Origin of the sequence: Delftia sp. ZNC0008, from assembly GCF_000799035.1 — a bacterium.
Lineage (GTDB): Bacteria > Pseudomonadota > Gammaproteobacteria > Burkholderiales > Burkholderiaceae_C > Comamonas > Comamonas tsuruhatensis.
This window is the reverse complement of the sequence record NZ_JTKZ01000280.1, coordinates 1-15507: the sequence shown is the minus strand read 5'-3', so window position 1 is coordinate 15507 and position 15507 is coordinate 1. Positions and strand designations below refer to the sequence as shown.

General features: G+C 66.6%; 15 protein-coding genes. 13 read left to right on the top strand and 2 right to left on the bottom strand.

The genetic code is table 11. The annotated features are described in order from the left end of the window. The 9 genes from L995_RS09355 to L995_RS09315 all read left to right on the top strand — a co-directional run. A partial coding sequence (locus L995_RS09355; RefSeq protein WP_047471176.1) for a heavy metal translocating P-type ATPase occupies positions 1-1955 on the top strand: 1955 nt, incomplete at its 5' end. A 2-nt stretch (positions 1956-1957) separates the two neighbouring features. Next, positions 1958-2095 (top strand): cbb3-type cytochrome oxidase assembly protein CcoS, encoded by a 138-nt coding sequence (gene ccoS / locus L995_RS09350; protein ID WP_013803228.1) that lies wholly within the window; start codon positions 1958-1960, stop codon positions 2093-2095. A gap of 63 nt (positions 2096-2158) precedes the next feature. Beyond that, positions 2159-3595 (top strand): cytochrome-c oxidase, cbb3-type subunit I, encoded by a 1437-nt coding sequence (gene ccoN, locus L995_RS09345; RefSeq protein WP_016445198.1) that lies wholly within the window; start codon positions 2159-2161, stop codon positions 3593-3595. Between the two features lie 19 nt (positions 3596-3614). Beyond that, entirely contained in the window at positions 3615-4247 is a 633-nt protein-coding gene (gene ccoO, locus L995_RS09340) for a cytochrome-c oxidase, cbb3-type subunit II (protein WP_016445199.1), read from the top strand. 11 nt (positions 4248-4258) lie between these two features. Further along, the gene (locus L995_RS09335; protein WP_016445200.1) at positions 4259-4396 is read left to right on the top strand and encodes a cbb3-type cytochrome oxidase subunit 3; all 138 of its coding nucleotides are present in this window, start codon (positions 4259-4261) and stop codon (positions 4394-4396) included. A gap of 27 nt (positions 4397-4423) precedes the next feature. Next, positions 4424-5341: a cytochrome-c oxidase, cbb3-type subunit III gene (gene ccoP / locus L995_RS09330; RefSeq protein WP_016445201.1), complete on the top strand. Its 918-nt coding sequence runs from the start codon at positions 4424-4426 to the stop codon at positions 5339-5341. Positions 5342-5418: 77 nt separating this feature from the next. Then, positions 5419-6873, top strand: coding sequence for a cytochrome c oxidase accessory protein CcoG (gene ccoG / locus L995_RS09325; protein ID WP_016445202.1), 1455 nt, complete (start codon positions 5419-5421; stop codon positions 6871-6873). A gap of 57 nt (positions 6874-6930) precedes the next feature. Then, entirely contained in the window at positions 6931-7245 is a 315-nt protein-coding gene (locus L995_RS09320) for a FixH family protein (RefSeq protein WP_016445203.1), read from the top strand. A 182-nt stretch (positions 7246-7427) separates the two neighbouring features. Beyond that, entirely contained in the window at positions 7428-7715 is a 288-nt protein-coding gene (locus L995_RS09315; RefSeq protein ID WP_016445204.1) for a hypothetical protein, read from the top strand. Positions 7716-7796: 81 nt separating this feature from the next. Here L995_RS09315 and fnr read toward each other — a convergent pair whose 3' ends face one another. After that, positions 7797-8516, bottom strand: a complete 720-nt coding sequence (gene fnr, locus L995_RS09310) for a fumarate/nitrate reduction transcriptional regulator Fnr (RefSeq protein ID WP_016445205.1) — start codon at positions 8514-8516, stop codon at positions 7797-7799. A 161-nt stretch (positions 8517-8677) separates the two neighbouring features. Here fnr and hemN point away from each other — a divergent pair, with 161 nt between their 5' ends. From hemN to L995_RS09290, 4 genes are all read left to right on the top strand, one after another. Continuing rightward, complete coding sequence (gene hemN / locus L995_RS09305) at positions 8678-10060, top strand: oxygen-independent coproporphyrinogen III oxidase (RefSeq protein WP_016445206.1); 1383 nt, start codon at positions 8678-8680, stop codon at positions 10058-10060. Between the two features lie 5 nt (positions 10061-10065). Continuing rightward, the gene (locus tag L995_RS09300) at positions 10066-10791 is read left to right on the top strand and encodes a sulfite exporter TauE/SafE family protein (protein ID WP_017406349.1); all 726 of its coding nucleotides are present in this window, start codon (positions 10066-10068) and stop codon (positions 10789-10791) included. 173 nt (positions 10792-10964) lie between these two features. Next, the gene (locus L995_RS09295) at positions 10965-12209 is read left to right on the top strand and encodes an HD-GYP domain-containing protein (protein WP_016445208.1); all 1245 of its coding nucleotides are present in this window, start codon (positions 10965-10967) and stop codon (positions 12207-12209) included. Next, positions 12206-14692: a bifunctional diguanylate cyclase/phosphodiesterase gene (locus L995_RS09290; RefSeq protein WP_047471172.1), complete on the top strand. Its 2487-nt coding sequence runs from the start codon at positions 12206-12208 to the stop codon at positions 14690-14692. Before L995_RS09295 ends, L995_RS09290 begins: the two co-directional genes overlap by 4 nt. Here the strand turns inward: L995_RS09290 and L995_RS09285 are convergent. After that, positions 14656-15474, bottom strand: coding sequence for a sulfite exporter TauE/SafE family protein (locus tag L995_RS09285; protein ID WP_047471170.1), 819 nt, complete (start codon positions 15472-15474; stop codon positions 14656-14658). The two genes, L995_RS09290 and L995_RS09285, sit on opposite strands and share 37 nt — an antisense overlap. Positions 15475-15507: the final 33 nt, after the last annotated feature.

Below are 15507 nucleotides of genomic sequence, written 5' to 3'. Positions count from 1 at the left end.
TGATGATGTATGCGTGGCCCGCCTACGTCGCCCGCCCCGGCGACCTGTCGCAGGAGATGGAGACGCTGCTGCGCTGGGCCTCCTGGGTCATCTCGCTGCCCGTGGTGCTGTTTTGCTGCGGCCCCTTCTTCTCCAGCGCGCTGCGCGACATACGCCAGCGCCGCGTGAGCATGGACCTGCCCGTGGCGCTGGGCATGCTGATCACCTTCGTGATCAGCTCGCTGGGCACCTTCGATCCTTCGGGGCCCTTCGGCGAGGAAGTCTTCTACGACTCGCTGACCATGTTCGTCTTCTTCCTGCTGTCCGGCCGCTGGCTGGAGCTGCGGCTGCGCGACCGCACGGCCGGCGCGCTGGAAGCCGTGATGAACCGCCTGCCCGATGCCGTGCTGCGCGAGAACGCGGCCGGCCACTTCGAGCGCGTGGCCACGCGCCGCCTGCGTGCCGGCGACCTGGTGCGCGTGCTCAGCGGCGAGGCCTTCCCGGCCGACGGCACCATCGTGCGCGGCCGCACCCATGCCGACGAGGCCCTGCTCACGGGCGAGTCCACGCCCGTGCTGCGTGCCGAGGGCGACAGCGTCACGGCCGGCAGCTACAACCTGGACGCCGTGGTCGATGTGCGCGTGGACGGCGTGGGGGCCGACACGCGCTTTGCCCAGATCGTGGGCCTGATGGAAAGCGCCTCGCTGCAAAAGCCGCGCCTGGCCCAGCTGGCCGACAAGGTGGCGCGGCCCTTCCTGGTCGTGGTGCTGCTGGCCGCGCTGGGCGCTGCCATCTGGTGGTGGCCCACCGATCCCGGCAAGGCCATGATGGTGGCCGTGGCCGTGCTCATCGTCACCTGCCCCTGCGCGCTGTCGCTGGCCACGCCCGTGGCCATGCTCACGGCCGCCGGCACGCTGGCGCGCAGCGGCGTGCTGGTGCGCAACCTGCAGGGCCTGGAAGCGCTGGCCGCCGTGGACACCCTGGTGTTCGACAAGACCGGCACGCTCACACGCGACGGCCTGGCGCTGTCCTCGTTCGAGCCTGCGCGCGGCGAGGATGCCGACGAGGTGCTGGCGCTGGCGGCGCTGCTGGCGCGCCAGTCCATGCACCCGGCCTCGCGCGCCATCGCGCAGGCTGGCGCCCATGCCGCGACGCACTGGAAGCTGGACACCATGCAGGAAGTGGCAGGCCTGGGCCTGGACGCCTGGGTGCAGGGCCCGGGCGGACGCCGCCATCTGCGCCTGGGATCTGCCCTGCATGCGGGCGTGGCGGGCGAGCAGCCCGTGCAGGGCGTGTTGCTGGCCGAGCAGACCGAACAGGGCTGGCATACGCTGGCGCGCTTTGTACTCAGCGAGGACGTGCGGCCCGAAGCCGCCGCCGTCGTGCAGGCGCTCGGCAAGCAGGGCATCGCCGTGATGCTGCTGTCCGGCGACCGCGAGGACGCCGCACGCGCCATGGCGGCGCGCGTGGGCATCACCCAGGCCCACGGCGGCTGCAGCCCGCAGGACAAGCTGGAGCGGCTGCAGCAGGCGCAGGCAGCCGGCCACCATGTGGCCATGGTGGGCGACGGCCTCAACGACGGCCCAGTTTTAGCTGGAGCGCATGTCTCTTTTGCTTTTGGTAGAGCAGTGCCGCTGGCACAATCGCGCGCAGATTTCGTTGTTCTGGGCGACAGCCTGGAACTGGTGCTCCAGGCATGTCTGTTGTCGCGCCGCACACTGCAGGTGGTGCGCCAGAACATGGCCTGGGCTGCCGCTTACAACGCGGTGTCGATTCCACTGGCCCTGGCGGGCTTCATGCCTGCCTGGGTGGCCGGCCTGGGAATGGCACTGAGTTCGCTGCTGGTGGTGCTCAACGCCGCGCGCCTTGCGCGCAGCCTTCCACTGGCCTTGACGAATCACACGGGCACGCCTGCTGCGCCCGCAGCGTCCGTCACCATGCCGACGGGCTCCACCGCAACGGTGGGGAGGTTCTGACTATGGACATTCTCTATTTACTGATCCCGCTGTCGGTGGTGCTTGTGCTCGCCATCCTCGCGGCCCTGTGGTGGGCCGTCTATCGAGGGCAATTCGAGAGCGTGGAACAAGAGGGCGAACGCATTCTTCGGGACGATTGACGTGGGTCAACACGCCCGACAGCGAAGAAAGTAACACTTTGATAGCAATCTAAGGGGTGCACGATGGATAGTTCAAATAACAACGCTGTCTATTACGACGATACCGTCGTAAGGCAGTTCTCTATCATGGCCGTCGTCTGGGGGGTGGTGGGCATGGCTGTCGGGGTGTTGATCGCCTCGCAGCTGGCCTGGCCGGAACTCAACTTCGGCATTCCATGGCTGAGCTACGGACGCCTGCGTCCGCTGCACACGAACGCCGTGATCTTTGCCTTTGGCGGATCGGCGCTGTTCGCAACCAGCTACTACGTGGTGCAGCGCACCTGCCAGACGCGGCTGTTCATGCCCAAGCTGGCCAGCCTGACCTTCTGGGGCTGGCAGATCGTCATTCTCGCTGCCGCGATCAGCCTGCCGCTGGGCTACACCCAGGGCAAGGAGTACGCCGAGCTGGAGTGGCCGATCGACCTGCTGATCGCCGTGACCTGGGTCTCGTATGCCATCGTGTTCTTCGGAACCATCGGCATCCGCAAGGTCCGTCACATCTATGTGGCCAACTGGTTCTTCGGCGCCTTCATCATCGCCGTGGCGCTGCTGCACATCGTCAACAGCGCGGCCATTCCGGCCGGCTGGATGAAGAGCTACTCGGCCTACGCCGGCGTGCAGGACGCCATGGTGCAGTGGTGGTACGGCCATAACGCCGTGGGCTTCTTCCTGACCGCAGGCTTCCTGGGCATGATGTATTACTTCATTCCCAAGCAGGCTGGCCGTCCGGTCTACAGCTACCGCCTGTCCATCGTCCACTTCTGGGCGCTGATCTTCACCTACATGTGGGCGGGTCCTCACCACCTGCACTACACCGCGCTGCCCGACTGGACGCAGTCCGTGGGCATGGTGTTCTCGCTGATCCTGCTGGCTCCCAGCTGGGGCGGCATGATCAACGGCGTGATGACGCTGTCGGGCGCATGGCACAAGCTGCGCGACGACCCCATCCTGCGCTTCCTGATCGTGTCGCTGTCGTTCTACGGCATGTCCACGTTCGAGGGTCCGATGATGTCCATCAAGACCGTCAACGCGCTGTCGCACTACACGGACTGGACCGTGGGCCACGTTCACTCGGGCGCCCTGGGCTGGGTGGGCCTGATCACCATGGGCTCGCTGTACTACCTGATCCCGCGCCTGTTCGGCAAGACCAAGATGCACTCGGTGGGCGCCATCGAGCTGCACTTCTGGATGGCCACCATCGGCATCGTGCTGTACATCGCCGCGATGTGGATCGCCGGTGTGATGCAGGGCCTGATGTGGCGCGCCGTCAATCCCGATGGCACGCTGACCTACACCTTCGTCGAAAGCGTCAAGGCCAGCTATCCGTTCTACGTGATCCGCGTGGCCGGTGGCCTGCTGTACCTGGGCGGCATGCTGGTCATGCTGTGGAACACCTGGAAGACCGCGATCTCCGGCCGTTCCGTGAAGGTGGCCGTGCCTGCCGTCGTGGCCCACGCCTGAGCGTCTAGGAGCATTACTCATGTCCGATCACAACCATAGCGCTCCCAAGAGCTTTTCCCACGAGAAGGTGGAAACCAACAATTTCCTGCTGATCGTGCTGACCTTGCTGGTGGTCGCCGTCGGCGGCCTGGTGGAAATCGTTCCGCTGTTCTTCCAGAAGTCGACCACGGAAGCGGTGGCGGGCCTCAAGCCCTACACGCCGCTGCAGCTGATGGGCCGCGACGTCTATCTGCGCGAGGGCTGCTACAACTGCCACTCGCAGATGATCCGCCCCTTCCGCGCCGAGACCATGCGCTACGGCCACTACTCGGTGGCTGGCGAGTTCGTCTACGACCACCCCTTCCAGTGGGGTTCCAAGCGCACGGGTCCCGACCTGCACCGCGTGGGCGGCAAGTACAGCGACGAATGGCACCGCATCCACCTGAACAACCCGCGCGACGTGGTGCCCGAGTCCAACATGCCTGCCTACTCCTGGCTGGAGAAGAACAAGGTGGATGACACCGTGGTCGCCCAGCACATGAGCGCGCTGCGCAAGGTGGGCGTGCCCTACAGCGACGAGGAAATCAGCGGCGCCGCCGAGCAGGTCAAGGGCAAGACGGAAATGGACGCCGTCATCGCCTACCTGCAGGTGCTGGGCCGTTCGGTCAAGTAAAGGAGAGCGACATGGACATCACCACCATGCGCATCGTGGCCACGCTGGCCTCTCTGGCCTGCTTCATCGGTATCTGGTGGTGGGCGTTCGCCCGCCGCAACCAGGCCCGTTTCGAAGAGGCCGCCCAGCTGCCGTTCGAGCAAGACTGAGTCCCTCCACCAGAACGAGAACTTCCCATGAGCGATTTCGTAAACAACTTCTGGTCGATCTATGTCACGGCGATCACGCTGGGCGGCATCATCGGCTGCCTGCTGCTGCTGTATCTCACCGCACGCAAGAAGGTGGTCCCCTCGGCCGACAACACCACGGGCCACGTCTGGGACGAGGACCTGCGCGAGCTGAACAACCCCATGCCCAAGTGGTGGATGTGGCTGTTCATCATCACCTCGGTGTTCGGCTTCGCCTACCTGGCGGCCTATCCGGGCCTGGGCTCGTTCGCGGGCAAGCTGGGCTGGACGCAGCTGGGCGCCTATGAAAACGAGATGGCCAAGGCCCGCGCGGACCTGGAGCCGCTGTACGCCAAGTTCACGAGCATGAGCACCGAAGACATGGCCAAGGACCCCCAGGCCATGGCCATCGGCGAGCGCCTGTTCATGAACAACTGCGCGCAGTGCCACGGCTCGGATGCACGCGGCGGCAAGAGCTTCCCCAACCTGACCGATGGCGACTGGCTGCATGGCGGCACGCCCGACAAGATCAGGGAAACCATCACGGCGGGCCGCATCGGCATCATGCCGCCCATGGCCGCTGCCGTCGGCACGCCCGATGATGTGCGCAACCTCTCGCACTATGTGCTGAGCCTGTCGGGCAGCCCGCACGACTCGCTCAAGGCTTCGCTGGGCAAGTCCAAGTTCACGGCCTGCGCCGCCTGCCATGGCATGGACGGCAAGGGCAACCAGGCCCTGGGCGCGCCCAACCTGACCGATGACATCTGGCTGCACGGCTGGGGCGAGGCCGCCATCACGGCCATGATCAACAACGGCAAGCACAACGAGATGCCTGCCCAGAAGGACAAGCTGACCGAGGCGCAGATCGCGGTGCTTGCCTCCTATGTCTGGGGCATGTCGCACAAAGACGGCGCAGTCCGTCAATAAGGACAGGGGGCGGCGCTGCGGCGCCGCCTTTTTGCCTTTTGAGTTTTCAGATATTCCAAAAAACCAAGGAACCCACCATGAAGCCCGAGAACGGGGATGATGCCGGGAAGCCTCCCCGCAAAGTCATTCCGATCACGCCTGCCGACCCGGACCCGGGCCAGCTGGTGTCGATGTTCGAGTCCGAGAAGAAGGTCTACCCGCGCTCCATCAGCGGTGTCTTCGCACGCTGGCGATGGGCTCTGGTATTTCTCACCCAACTGGTTTTCTATGGCCTGCCCTGGCTGGAATGGGGGCAGCGCCAGATGGTGCTGTTCGACCTGGGTGCGCGGCGCTTTTACCTGTTCGGGCTGGTGCTGTACCCGCAGGATTTCATCTACCTGGCGGGCCTGCTGATCATTTCGGCGCTGGCGCTGTTCCTGTTCACGGCCGTGGCCGGTCGCCTGTGGTGCGGCTTTTCCTGCCCGCAGACGGTCTACACCGAAATCTTCATGTGGGTGGAGCGCAAGGTCGAGGGCGACCGCAGTGCGCGCATGCGCCTGGACAAGAACGGCTGGACCTTTGAAAAGCTCTGGAAGAAGTCGCTCAAGCAGTTGCTGTGGATTGCCATTGCCCTGTGGACCGGCTTCACCTTCGTGGGCTACTTCGTGCCCATCCGCGAGCTGGGCGGCGAGCTGCTGGCGCTGCAGGGCAGCTGGCAGGTCTTCTGGGTGCTGTTCTACGGCTTCGCCACCTATGGCAACGCCGGCTACATGCGCGAGCAGGTCTGCAAGTACATGTGCCCCTATGCGCGCTTTCAGAGCGCCATGTTCGACCGCGACACCATGATCGTCAGCTACGACACGGGCCGGGGCGAGCCGCGCGCGCCGCGCACCAAGAAGGTGGACTACAAGGCCCAGGGCCTGGGCGACTGCATCGACTGCAAGATGTGCGTGCAGGTCTGCCCCGTGGGCATCGACATCCGCAACGGCCTGCAGTACGAATGCATAGGCTGCGGTCTGTGCATAGACGCCTGCAATTCCATCATGGACAAGATGGAGTATCCGCGCGGCCTCATCCGGCTGACCACGCAGAACGCCATGGCCGGCCTGTGGCGGCGGGCCCAGGTGCTGCGCCGCATCTTCCGTCCGCGCGTACTGGTCTACTCGGCCGTGCTGATCGGCCTGAGCATGGCCATGATCGTGAGCCTGGCGCTGCGCCAATCGGTCAAGGTCGACGTGATACGCGACCGGGCGTCGCTGTCGCGCATCGTCGCGGGCGGCAAGCTGGAAAATGTCTACCGCCTGCAGATCATGAATGCCACCGAGCAGGCCCAGCGCTACCGCATCAGCGCCCATGGCCTCGACGGGCTGGAGCTGGCGTCCGAGCAGGAGGTCGAGGTCGGCCCGGCCGAGACGCGCGGCATTGCGGCGCGGCTGCAGATTCCCTACGGTTCCGCCGAGCCGGGCTCGCACACCGTATTCTTCGATATCGATGCCGTGCATTCAGGCGCGGGACGCGCGTCCGAAAAGGCCGTCTTCCTGGTGCCCCGGTGATATGTCTGGCCGGCGCCGCCCAGGCTGCGCCGGCTGTTTGAAAGAAAGAGGTTATCCATGTCTTCCAGTCCCGCAGTCTCCGCGCCCGCCACGGCCCCTTCGCATCCGGACGCCGGCAAGCCCTGGTGGAAGTTCGCCCATGTCTGGCTCGTGGTGGCCGGCCCGGCCGCCGTCGTGGTGGCTGGCGTGGTCACGGCCGTCATTGCGATCAATGGCGCCGATCCCGTGATCGATCCTGACTATTACCGCAATGGCATCACCATCAACGAGCGTGCCGATGGCGTGCGCGAAGTGCCCAAGAGCCTGGCGCCCGCGGTCACCGGCCGCAACCACGCGGCCACGCCCGCGCAGGACCATCCCACGGACCGCTGAACGCAGGAAAATGCCGTGCACAAGGCCGCAGTCGCGGCCTTTTTTGTATGGTGGATGGCATCTCCAGCATGCGCGAGGGCCAAGGGTTTCCTACAGGCAGTGCAGGGTGCGCAGGGCTTGGCACGGTGCGCGGGCGGCGCGCACAATGAAAGCCACCCCTCGACAGCTCAAGGAGATCGCTGATGTTGGCCCAACGCTGGATGTGGATTGCCTGGCCGGCCTTTCTGGCCGCCGCCGTGATGGAGATGCTGGTATTCGCCTTCGTGGACCCGCTGGAGCTGCACTGGCTCGGCGACCTGGGCTGGTCGCGGCAGGGAATCTACACGCTGGCCTTCTTCGCCTTCTGGGGTGTGACCATGCTGTCCAGCCTCATGACCACCATGCTGGGACGCTCCACGCACGATCTCAACGACGGCGTGGTCTCCGAGCCGGACCCAAATCTGGCCATGCAGGGCCTGGGGCGCGATTGAACCTGCGTGCACTGCAATGGCAATGAACAAGGCCCGCGATCGCGGGCCCTGTTCATTGCCGGGGGGCGGGGTCTTGCGGCCTCACTGGCACTGCTGGCTGTTGACGATGCGCTTGAGCGCGTCCGTGTCCAGGATGCGCAGATGGCGCTGGCGCACCTCGATGATGTTTTCTTCGGCAAACTTCGAGAAGGTGCGGCTCACCGTCTCCAGCTTCAGGCCCAGGTAGCTGCCGATTTCCTCGCGCGTCATGCGCAGCACCAGTTCCGACTTGGAAAAGCCCCGGGCGTGCAGGCGCTGCACCAGGTTGAGCACGAAGGCGGCCAGGCGCTCCTCGGCACGCATGCTGCCCAGCAGCAGCATCACGCCATGCTCGCGCACGATCTCGCGGCTCATGACCTTGTGCACATGGTTTTGCAGGGCCGTGACCTCGCGCGACAGGTCCTCCAGCTTGTCGAAGGGCATGACGCAGACCTCGGCGTCTTCCAGCGCGACCGCATCGCAGGTGTGGTGGTCGTTGACGATGCCATCCAGGCCGATGATCTCGCCGGCCATCTGAAAGCCCGTGACCTGGTCGCGCCCGTCCTCGGTGGCCACGCAGGTCTTGAAGAAGCCCGTGCGGATGGCGTACAGCGAGGTGAAGGACTCACCGTTGCGAAACAGCAGGCCGCCGCGCTTGACCTTGCGGCGCGTGGCCACGATGTCGTCGATGCGCTGCATCTGCTCGGCATCCAGGCCCATGGGCATGCACAGCTCGCGCAGGTTGCAATTGGAACAGGATGCTTTGATGGTCTGAAGGTTCATGGAGTAAACATCAGCGGCGCAGCAGTGCGCCGGCGGTGACCTCGTGGATGGCGATGAGTTGGATCAAATTGTCGCAGCACTGCCGCGAACAACTCTTGATATGAGTCAAGGACGCGGCCAATGGGCTGCGGCACAGTGGACGACATTAGAGGAAAAAACCCATGACCGCTGTCACCCCAGAGCTGCTGCGTCGCTTCGACGTACCGGGGCCCCGATACACCTCGTTCCCCACGGCCGATCGTTTCGTGGAGGCTTTCGGTGCTGAAGACTATATCCTGGCACTTGAGCACCGCAAATCGAGTACCGCAGCGCGGGCCATGCCTTTGTCGCTGTATGTGCATGTGCCGTTCTGCGAGTCGCTGTGCTACTACTGCGCCTGCAACAAGATCGTGACGCGCCACCACGATCGCGCTGCCGTCTACCTGGACTACCTGGCGCGCGAGATGGCCTTGCACACGGCCCATTGCGGCAAGGGCCAGGCCGTCAGCCAGCTGCACCTGGGCGGCGGCACGCCCACCTTCTTCTCGGACGATGAGCTGCGCACGCTGATGGCCCTGCTGCGCGAGCATTTCAAGCTGGAGCCGGGCGGCGAATACTCCATCGAGGTCGATCCGCGCACCGTCAGCGTCGAACGCCTGGCCGTGCTCAAGGAACTGGGCTTCAACCGCCTGAGCTTCGGCGTGCAGGACTTCGACGAACAGGTGCAGATCGCCGTGCACCGCGTGCAGCCGGCCGAGCAGGTGTTCGCGCTGGTGGCGGCCGCACGGCAGCTGGGCTTTGCCTCCATCAACGTGGACCTGATCTACGGCCTGCCCAAGCAGACGCCCGAGTCCTTCGAGCGCACGCTGGCCCAGGTCAATGCGCTGCGGCCCGACCGCATCGCGCTCTATGCCTATGCCCACCTGCCCGAGCGCTTCAAGCCGCAGCGGCGCATCGCGGCCGAGGACCTGCCCCAGGGCGCCGACAAGCTGGCCATGCTCTCGCGCTCCATCGCGGCCTTCATGGACGGCGGCTATGTCTACGTGGGCATGGACCACTTCGCCTTGCCCGAGGACGCGCTGGCCGTGGCCAAGCGCCAGGGCCGGCTGCATCGCAACTTCCAGGGCTACAGCACCCAGCCCGACTGCGACCTGATTGCGCTGGGCGTGTCGGCCATCGGCAAGGTGGGGGCCAGCTACAGCCAGAACGCCAAGACGCTGGAGGAGTACTACGACGCCATCGACGCCGGCCACCTGCCCGTGGTGCGCGGCCTGGCACTGTCGCGCGATGATCTGGTGCGGCGCGCCGTCATCATGGCCATCATGTGCCAGGGCGCCGTGCTGTTCGAGCCCATGGAGCAGGCCTGGCTGCTGGGCTTTCGCGAGTATTTCGCCCCCGAGCTGGCGGCGCTTCAGGACCTGCAGGCCAAGGGGCTGGTGCAGATCAGCGACGAGGGATTCCAGGTCACGCCCATGGGCTGGTACTTCGTGCGTGGCGTGGCCATGCTGTTTGACCGATATCTGCAGGCCGACAAGAACCGGGCGCGGTTTTCGAGGATCATCTAGGCCCCATGCTGTTGTCGCTGCTCTGGACCGCTTTGATCATGGGGCTCGTCGGCGGGCCCCATTGCCTTGCCATGTGCGCCGCGCCCTGCGGCGTGGTCACGGGCGGGGCGGGGCAGGGCACGGTACAGGGTGGTGGGCAGGTGGTCGCCGTCCATGGACTGCAAAGCCGGCTGTGGCTGCGCACGGCGCTGTTCCATGGCGGGCGGCTGGCCGGCTATGCCAGCCTGGGCGCTGCCTCGGCGCTGGCCATGGAAAGCCTGTCCTGGCTCACCAGCCAGACCACGGCGCTGCAGCCGTTCTGGACGCTGACCCATGTCGCCGTGATGGCCTGGGGCCTGGCCATGATGGTGCAGGCCCGCCAGCCCGCCTGGCTGGAGTCTGCGGGCCGCGCCGCCTGGCGGCGCGTGCAGCCCTGGGTGTCCGCCCCTGGCGGCACGCTGGCGGCGGGCTATGCCTGGGCGCTCATGCCCTGCGGACTGCTGTATTCGGCCGTGCTGGTCGCCGCGCTCAGCGGTGGCCCCTTGCAGGGCGCATCGGCCATGGCGGCCTTTGGCGTGGGCAGCGGGCTGTGGCTGGTGGCCGGCCCCTGGCTGTGGCGGCTGGGCCGCCAGCGCCTGAACGGCCTGCGTGCCGAATGGGGCACGCGGCTGGCCGGCCTGATGCTGGTGGGCGTGGCCGTGTGGGCGCTGTGGATGGACCTGATCTACAAGCCCAGTCTCTGGTGCCGATGAACAACAGCGGGGGACAGACTTGGTCCTGAGGGTCGCGGATTGCCTGCAAGGCCCTCAGAACTGGAGATAATGCCCGAATCATCGGCTTACATTTGCCGATTCCTTCAGCCTCGGGGCCGTTGCCGCGCGTGAACCATTCCGTCCTCATCGATATCCGAGACCTCCGTCCGGGCATGTTTGTCCAGCTCGATGTTGGATGGCTGAACCATCCTTTTCCGGTCAGCAGCTTCAAGATCACCTCCAGCGCACAGATCCAGACCCTGAAATCCCTGGGCCTGGAGGCGGTGCGCTGCGTTCCGCACAAAAGCGACGCCTGGCCGGCCGAGGTGCGCACTCCGCCGCCGCAGCCGCTGCCCGCTGTGGCTGCCGCCGCAGCCGAACCCGCCGAGGAACCTGCACCCGCAGCGCCGCTGCTGCTGTCCGTGCCCAACTGGCGCGGCCGGCTGGAGGACTGCAATGCGCGCTTTCAGAAGGTGGAGCGTGGCTATGTGGCCATCGAAACCACCCTTGCCAGCGCGCCCGAGCAGGCGCGCATGCCCACCGAAGCCCTGGTCGACGGCTGCCTGGCCGAACTGGCCGGCCCGCAGGACGTGGCGATTCACCTCCTGTCCGATGGCGTGGGCAGCAACCAGAGCGTGCATGCCGTCAACGTGACCGTGCTCGGCCTGCTGCTGGGCCGGGCCCTGGGCCTGGAGGCTGCGCTGCTGCGCGACCTGGGCCTGGCGGCGCTGCTGCACGATGCCGGCAAGCCGGTGGCCGGCGCCGAAGGCATGCACGGCCTGGCCCTGGAGTCTTCCGTGCCCGACGCGCTGCGCGACCGCTACGAGCGCCATGTGGGTGAATCGGTCGCCATCGCCATGCGCATGGGCCTGTCGGCCCAGGTCACCACCGCCATCGCACAGCACCATGAGTGGGCCGACGGCACGGGATTCCCGCTGAGCCTGGTGGCCGAGGACATGGAGCTCACGGGCCAGATCCTGGCCCTGGTCAACACCTATGACCGCCTGTGCAATCCCGGCGATGCGCAGACGCCGCACACGCCGCACGAGGCGCTGTCCATGCTGTTCAGCCGGCTGCGCGACAAGTTCGCCGCGCCCGTGCTCAATGGCTTCATCCGCATGATGGGCGTGTTCCCGCCGGGCTCGGTGGTGGAGCTGACCGATGGGCGCCATGCCATGGTCATGTCCGTCAATGCATCGCGGCCGCTCAAGCCTTCGGTGATGGTCCATGACGCCAGCGTGCCGGCCGCCCAGGCGCCCGTGCTGGCGCTGGAGCTGTTTCCCGCGCTGGGCATACGCCGGGGCGTGGCTCCTGCGCAGTTGCCGCGCGACGCGCTGGACTATCTGTCGCCGCGCCGGCGTGTCTGCTATTACTTTGAACGGGCGGTGGAATTGGATCCGCCGAAGGTGGCGTCTTGAACAAGCAAGCGCTCAACCGCGCCTGGCCCCGCCTGCTCGATGCCCTGCAGGAGGCGCTGTGGCTGATCGATGCCCGCAGCCTGAAGGTGCTGCGCGCCAACGCCGCCAGCGAATTCGTCACCGGCTATGAGACCGATGCCGCCGTGGGATTGCCCGTGCAGGTGCTGGCCGCCACGCCGCAGCAGCAGGCGTTCTGGAGCGACCCCTTCAACTGGCAGGCCGGCGCCCAGTTCATTTCCGAGGTGCGCCGTGCCGACGGCCAGCTGGCGCCCGTGGAGATGCGCGTGCGCGCGCTCGACGGCGAGGTGCTCCTGGTCAGCATGCTGGACCGGCGCGAGCAGGCGCTGCACGAGGCCGAATTCGAAAGCCTGCTGGGCGAGTTGCGCGCCACGCTGGAGTCGGCGGCCGACGCCATCCTGGTGTGCGATCCCGATGGCCGCATCCGCGCCTTCAACCACCGATTCGCCACGCTCTGGGGCATTCCCGAGGCGTTGCTGGTGCGCCGCAACGACGCGGCCATCCTCGATCACCTGGCCGGCCAGGTGCGCGATGCCGAGTCCTACGCGCAGCAGTTGAAGCTGCTGTCGGCCCAGCCCCTGATGGAAGCGTCCGACGTACTGGACCTGCGCGACGGCCGCATCCTGGAGCGCCGCGCCGTGCCCCAGCTGCGCCGGGGCCTGCCCATGGGGCGCATTTTCTCCTTCCGCGACATCACGGCCGAGGCCCAGACCCAGGCGGGCCTGGAGCTGGCTGCGCGGGTCTTCGAGTCCAGCCTGGACGGTATCTTCATCGCCGATGGCCACATGGACGTGGCACGCACCAACCCGGCCTGCGAACGCTTGCTGGGCGGCATGCCCGTGCAGGGCCGCACGGTGGAATCGCTGTTCGAAGCCACCGAAGACCCATCCGACACGCTGGGCGACCTGGCCCGCATACAGTGGCATCAAGGCGGCTTCTGGGAGGGCGACCTGTGGTTGCGCCAGGCCGGCGGTGCGCGCTGCGCCGTGCGCCTGTCCTGGGTGCCGCTGCGCAATGCGCAGGGCGACGTGGTGCAGAGCATCGGCTTCATGCGTGACCTCACCCAGCAGCGCGTGGCACAGCAGCGCATCGAACAGCTGGCCTACAGCGACGCGCTCACCGGCCTGCCCAACCGGCTCAATCTCACGGAGCGCGTGGATGCGGCCATCGAGGCCGCACGCGCAGGCGGCACGGTGTTCAGCATCCTGTTCATCGACCTGGACCGCTTCAAGATCATCAACGACTCGCTGGGCCACCAGTTCGGCGACCGAGTGCTCAAGCTGGTCGCACAGCGCCTGAGCGACTGCATGCGGCCGGTAGACATCCTGTGCCGCCTGGGCGGCGACGAGTTCGTGCTCTACCTGCACGGCTGCAACGCCGAGCTGGCTGCCGCGGTGGCCAGGCGCATCCTGCAGGAGATGGAGCGGCCCTTCCTGCTCGACGGCCTGGGTTTTTCCGTGCAGTGCAGCATCGGCGTGGCCCAGTACCCGGCCGACGGCCTCACGCTGGACGAGCTGATCCGCCAGGCCGACACGGCCATGTACCGCGTCAAGGAGCGGGGCCGGGGACATTTCAGCTTCTACCAGCCGCAAATGAGCGCGGGCCTGCTGTCGCGCATGAAGCTGGAGCATGCCATGCGCCAGGCGCTGGAGCATGGCCGCATGGCCGTGTACTTCCAGCCCCAGGTGCACATCGACAGCGACCGCATCGTCGCGGCCGAGGCGCTGCTGCGCTGGACCGACCCCGAATTCGGCGTGGTCTCGCCCGGTGTCTTCATTCCGCTGGCCGAGGAGTCGGGCTACATCGTCACGCTGGGCGCCTGGGTCATGGAGCAGGCGGTGCAGGAGGCTGCGCGCTGGCAGAAGCAGGGCATGCCGATCAAGGTGTCGGTCAACGTCTCGGCGCTGGAATTTCGCCAGTCGGGCTTTGTCGAGCGCGTGACCGAGCTGCTGCGCCGCTATGGCCTGGAACCCCATCTGCTGGAGCTGGAGCTGACCGAAAGCATCCTGCTGCAGGATGCACAGGACATGGCGCTGCGCGTATGCCAGATCGCCGATCTGGGCGTGGGCATGGTCATCGACGACTTCGGCACCGGCTACTCCAACCTGGCCTATCTGAAGAAGCTGCCCATCTCCAAGATCAAGATCGACCAGAGCTTCGTGCGCGGCCTGCCCAGCGACGAGGGCGACCAGGCCATCGTCGGCGCCATCATCAGCCTGGGTCTGGCGCTGGGCGTGGAGATCGTGGCCGAGGGCGTGGAAACGCACGAGCAGCTGACGGCCATCCACCGCATGCAGGGCCACTACTTCCAGGGCTTTCTGTGCGCGCCGGGCCTGCCGCGCGAGCAATTCGGCGAATGCCTGCAAGCCCAGCGCGCCGGCATCGGCGCCATCGCCTACCGGCAGAGAATGGCCCAGGTGGCAAGCGCTCAGCTGCCCGCGCTCAAGCCCTTCCAGAGCATGTAGGCCGCCAGGCCGAACAGCAGCGTGGCGAAGATCCGCTTGAGCTGGGCCACGGGCAGCCGGTGCGCGGCCCGCGCGCCCAGCGGCGCGGTCAGCACGCTGCAGCAGGCCAGTGTCAGCAGGGCCGGCAGCCACAGGTAGCCCAGCGAATATTCGGGGCGTCCCGCATCACCCGCGCCGGTGAAGATCAGGCCTGCCGCATTCACCACGGCAATCGGAAAGCCCAGCGCCGCGCTGGTGCCCACGGCCATGTGCATGGGCACCGAGCAGCGCATCATGAAGGGCACGCTGATGAAGGCCCCGCCCGCACCCACCAGCCCCGAGATGAAGCCCAGGCCCGTGCCGGCACCGTACAGCCCCAGCGGCCCCGGCAGGGCGCGCGTGGCCGTGGGCTGGCTGTTGCTGCGCAGCATGCGCAGCGCCATGTAGCCGATGAACACGCCAAAGAACAGCGCCAGGTACTTGCCACGCAGCAGTGCGAAGACTCCCAGGCTGGCCAGCAGCCCGCCCGTGATGATGCCCGGCGCCAGGCTGCGCACGATGTCCCAGCGCACGGCGCCGCGACCGTGGTGGGCGCGCAGGCTGGAGATCGAGGTGAACACGATGGTGGCCATGGCCGTGGCGATCGCCATCTTCACGGACAGGTCCGGGCCGACCCCGCGCTTGTCGAGAAAGTAGGTCAGAAACGGCACAAGCACCATGCCGCCGCCCACTCCCAGCAGGCCGGCCAGGAAACCGGAGCACAGGCCCAGCAGGGCCAGTTCGAGAAACAGCAGATCAGGCATGCGGCGGCAGATCGGTAGTGAAGGGGCACGCGG

What these genes read in the sequence shown, in the direction of transcription:
- ccoS (WP_013803228.1), top strand. Translation starts at nt 1,958, where the DNA reads ATGGACATTCTCTATTTACTGATCCCGCTGTCGGTGGTGCTTGTGCTC.
- ccoN (WP_016445198.1), top strand. Translation starts at nt 2,159, where the DNA reads ATGGATAGTTCAAATAACAACGCTGTCTATTACGACGATACCGTCGTA.
- ccoO (WP_016445199.1), top strand. Translation starts at nt 3,615, where the DNA reads ATGTCCGATCACAACCATAGCGCTCCCAAGAGCTTTTCCCACGAGAAG.
- L995_RS09335 (WP_016445200.1), top strand. Translation starts at nt 4,259, where the DNA reads ATGGACATCACCACCATGCGCATCGTGGCCACGCTGGCCTCTCTGGCC.
- ccoP (WP_016445201.1), top strand. Translation starts at nt 4,424, where the DNA reads ATGAGCGATTTCGTAAACAACTTCTGGTCGATCTATGTCACGGCGATC.
- ccoG (WP_016445202.1), top strand. Translation starts at nt 5,419, where the DNA reads ATGAAGCCCGAGAACGGGGATGATGCCGGGAAGCCTCCCCGCAAAGTC.
- L995_RS09320 (WP_016445203.1), top strand. Translation starts at nt 6,931, where the DNA reads ATGTCTTCCAGTCCCGCAGTCTCCGCGCCCGCCACGGCCCCTTCGCAT.
- L995_RS09315 (WP_016445204.1), top strand. Translation starts at nt 7,428, where the DNA reads ATGTTGGCCCAACGCTGGATGTGGATTGCCTGGCCGGCCTTTCTGGCC.
- fnr (WP_016445205.1), bottom strand. Translation starts at nt 8,516, where the DNA reads ATGAACCTTCAGACCATCAAAGCATCCTGTTCCAATTGCAACCTGCGC.
- hemN (WP_016445206.1), top strand. Translation starts at nt 8,678, where the DNA reads ATGACCGCTGTCACCCCAGAGCTGCTGCGTCGCTTCGACGTACCGGGG.
- L995_RS09300 (WP_017406349.1), top strand. Translation starts at nt 10,066, where the DNA reads ATGCTGTTGTCGCTGCTCTGGACCGCTTTGATCATGGGGCTCGTCGGC.
- L995_RS09295 (WP_016445208.1), top strand. Translation starts at nt 10,965, where the DNA reads ATGTTTGTCCAGCTCGATGTTGGATGGCTGAACCATCCTTTTCCGGTC.
- L995_RS09285 (WP_047471170.1), bottom strand. Translation starts at nt 15,474, where the DNA reads ATGCCTGATCTGCTGTTTCTCGAACTGGCCCTGCTGGGCCTGTGCTCC.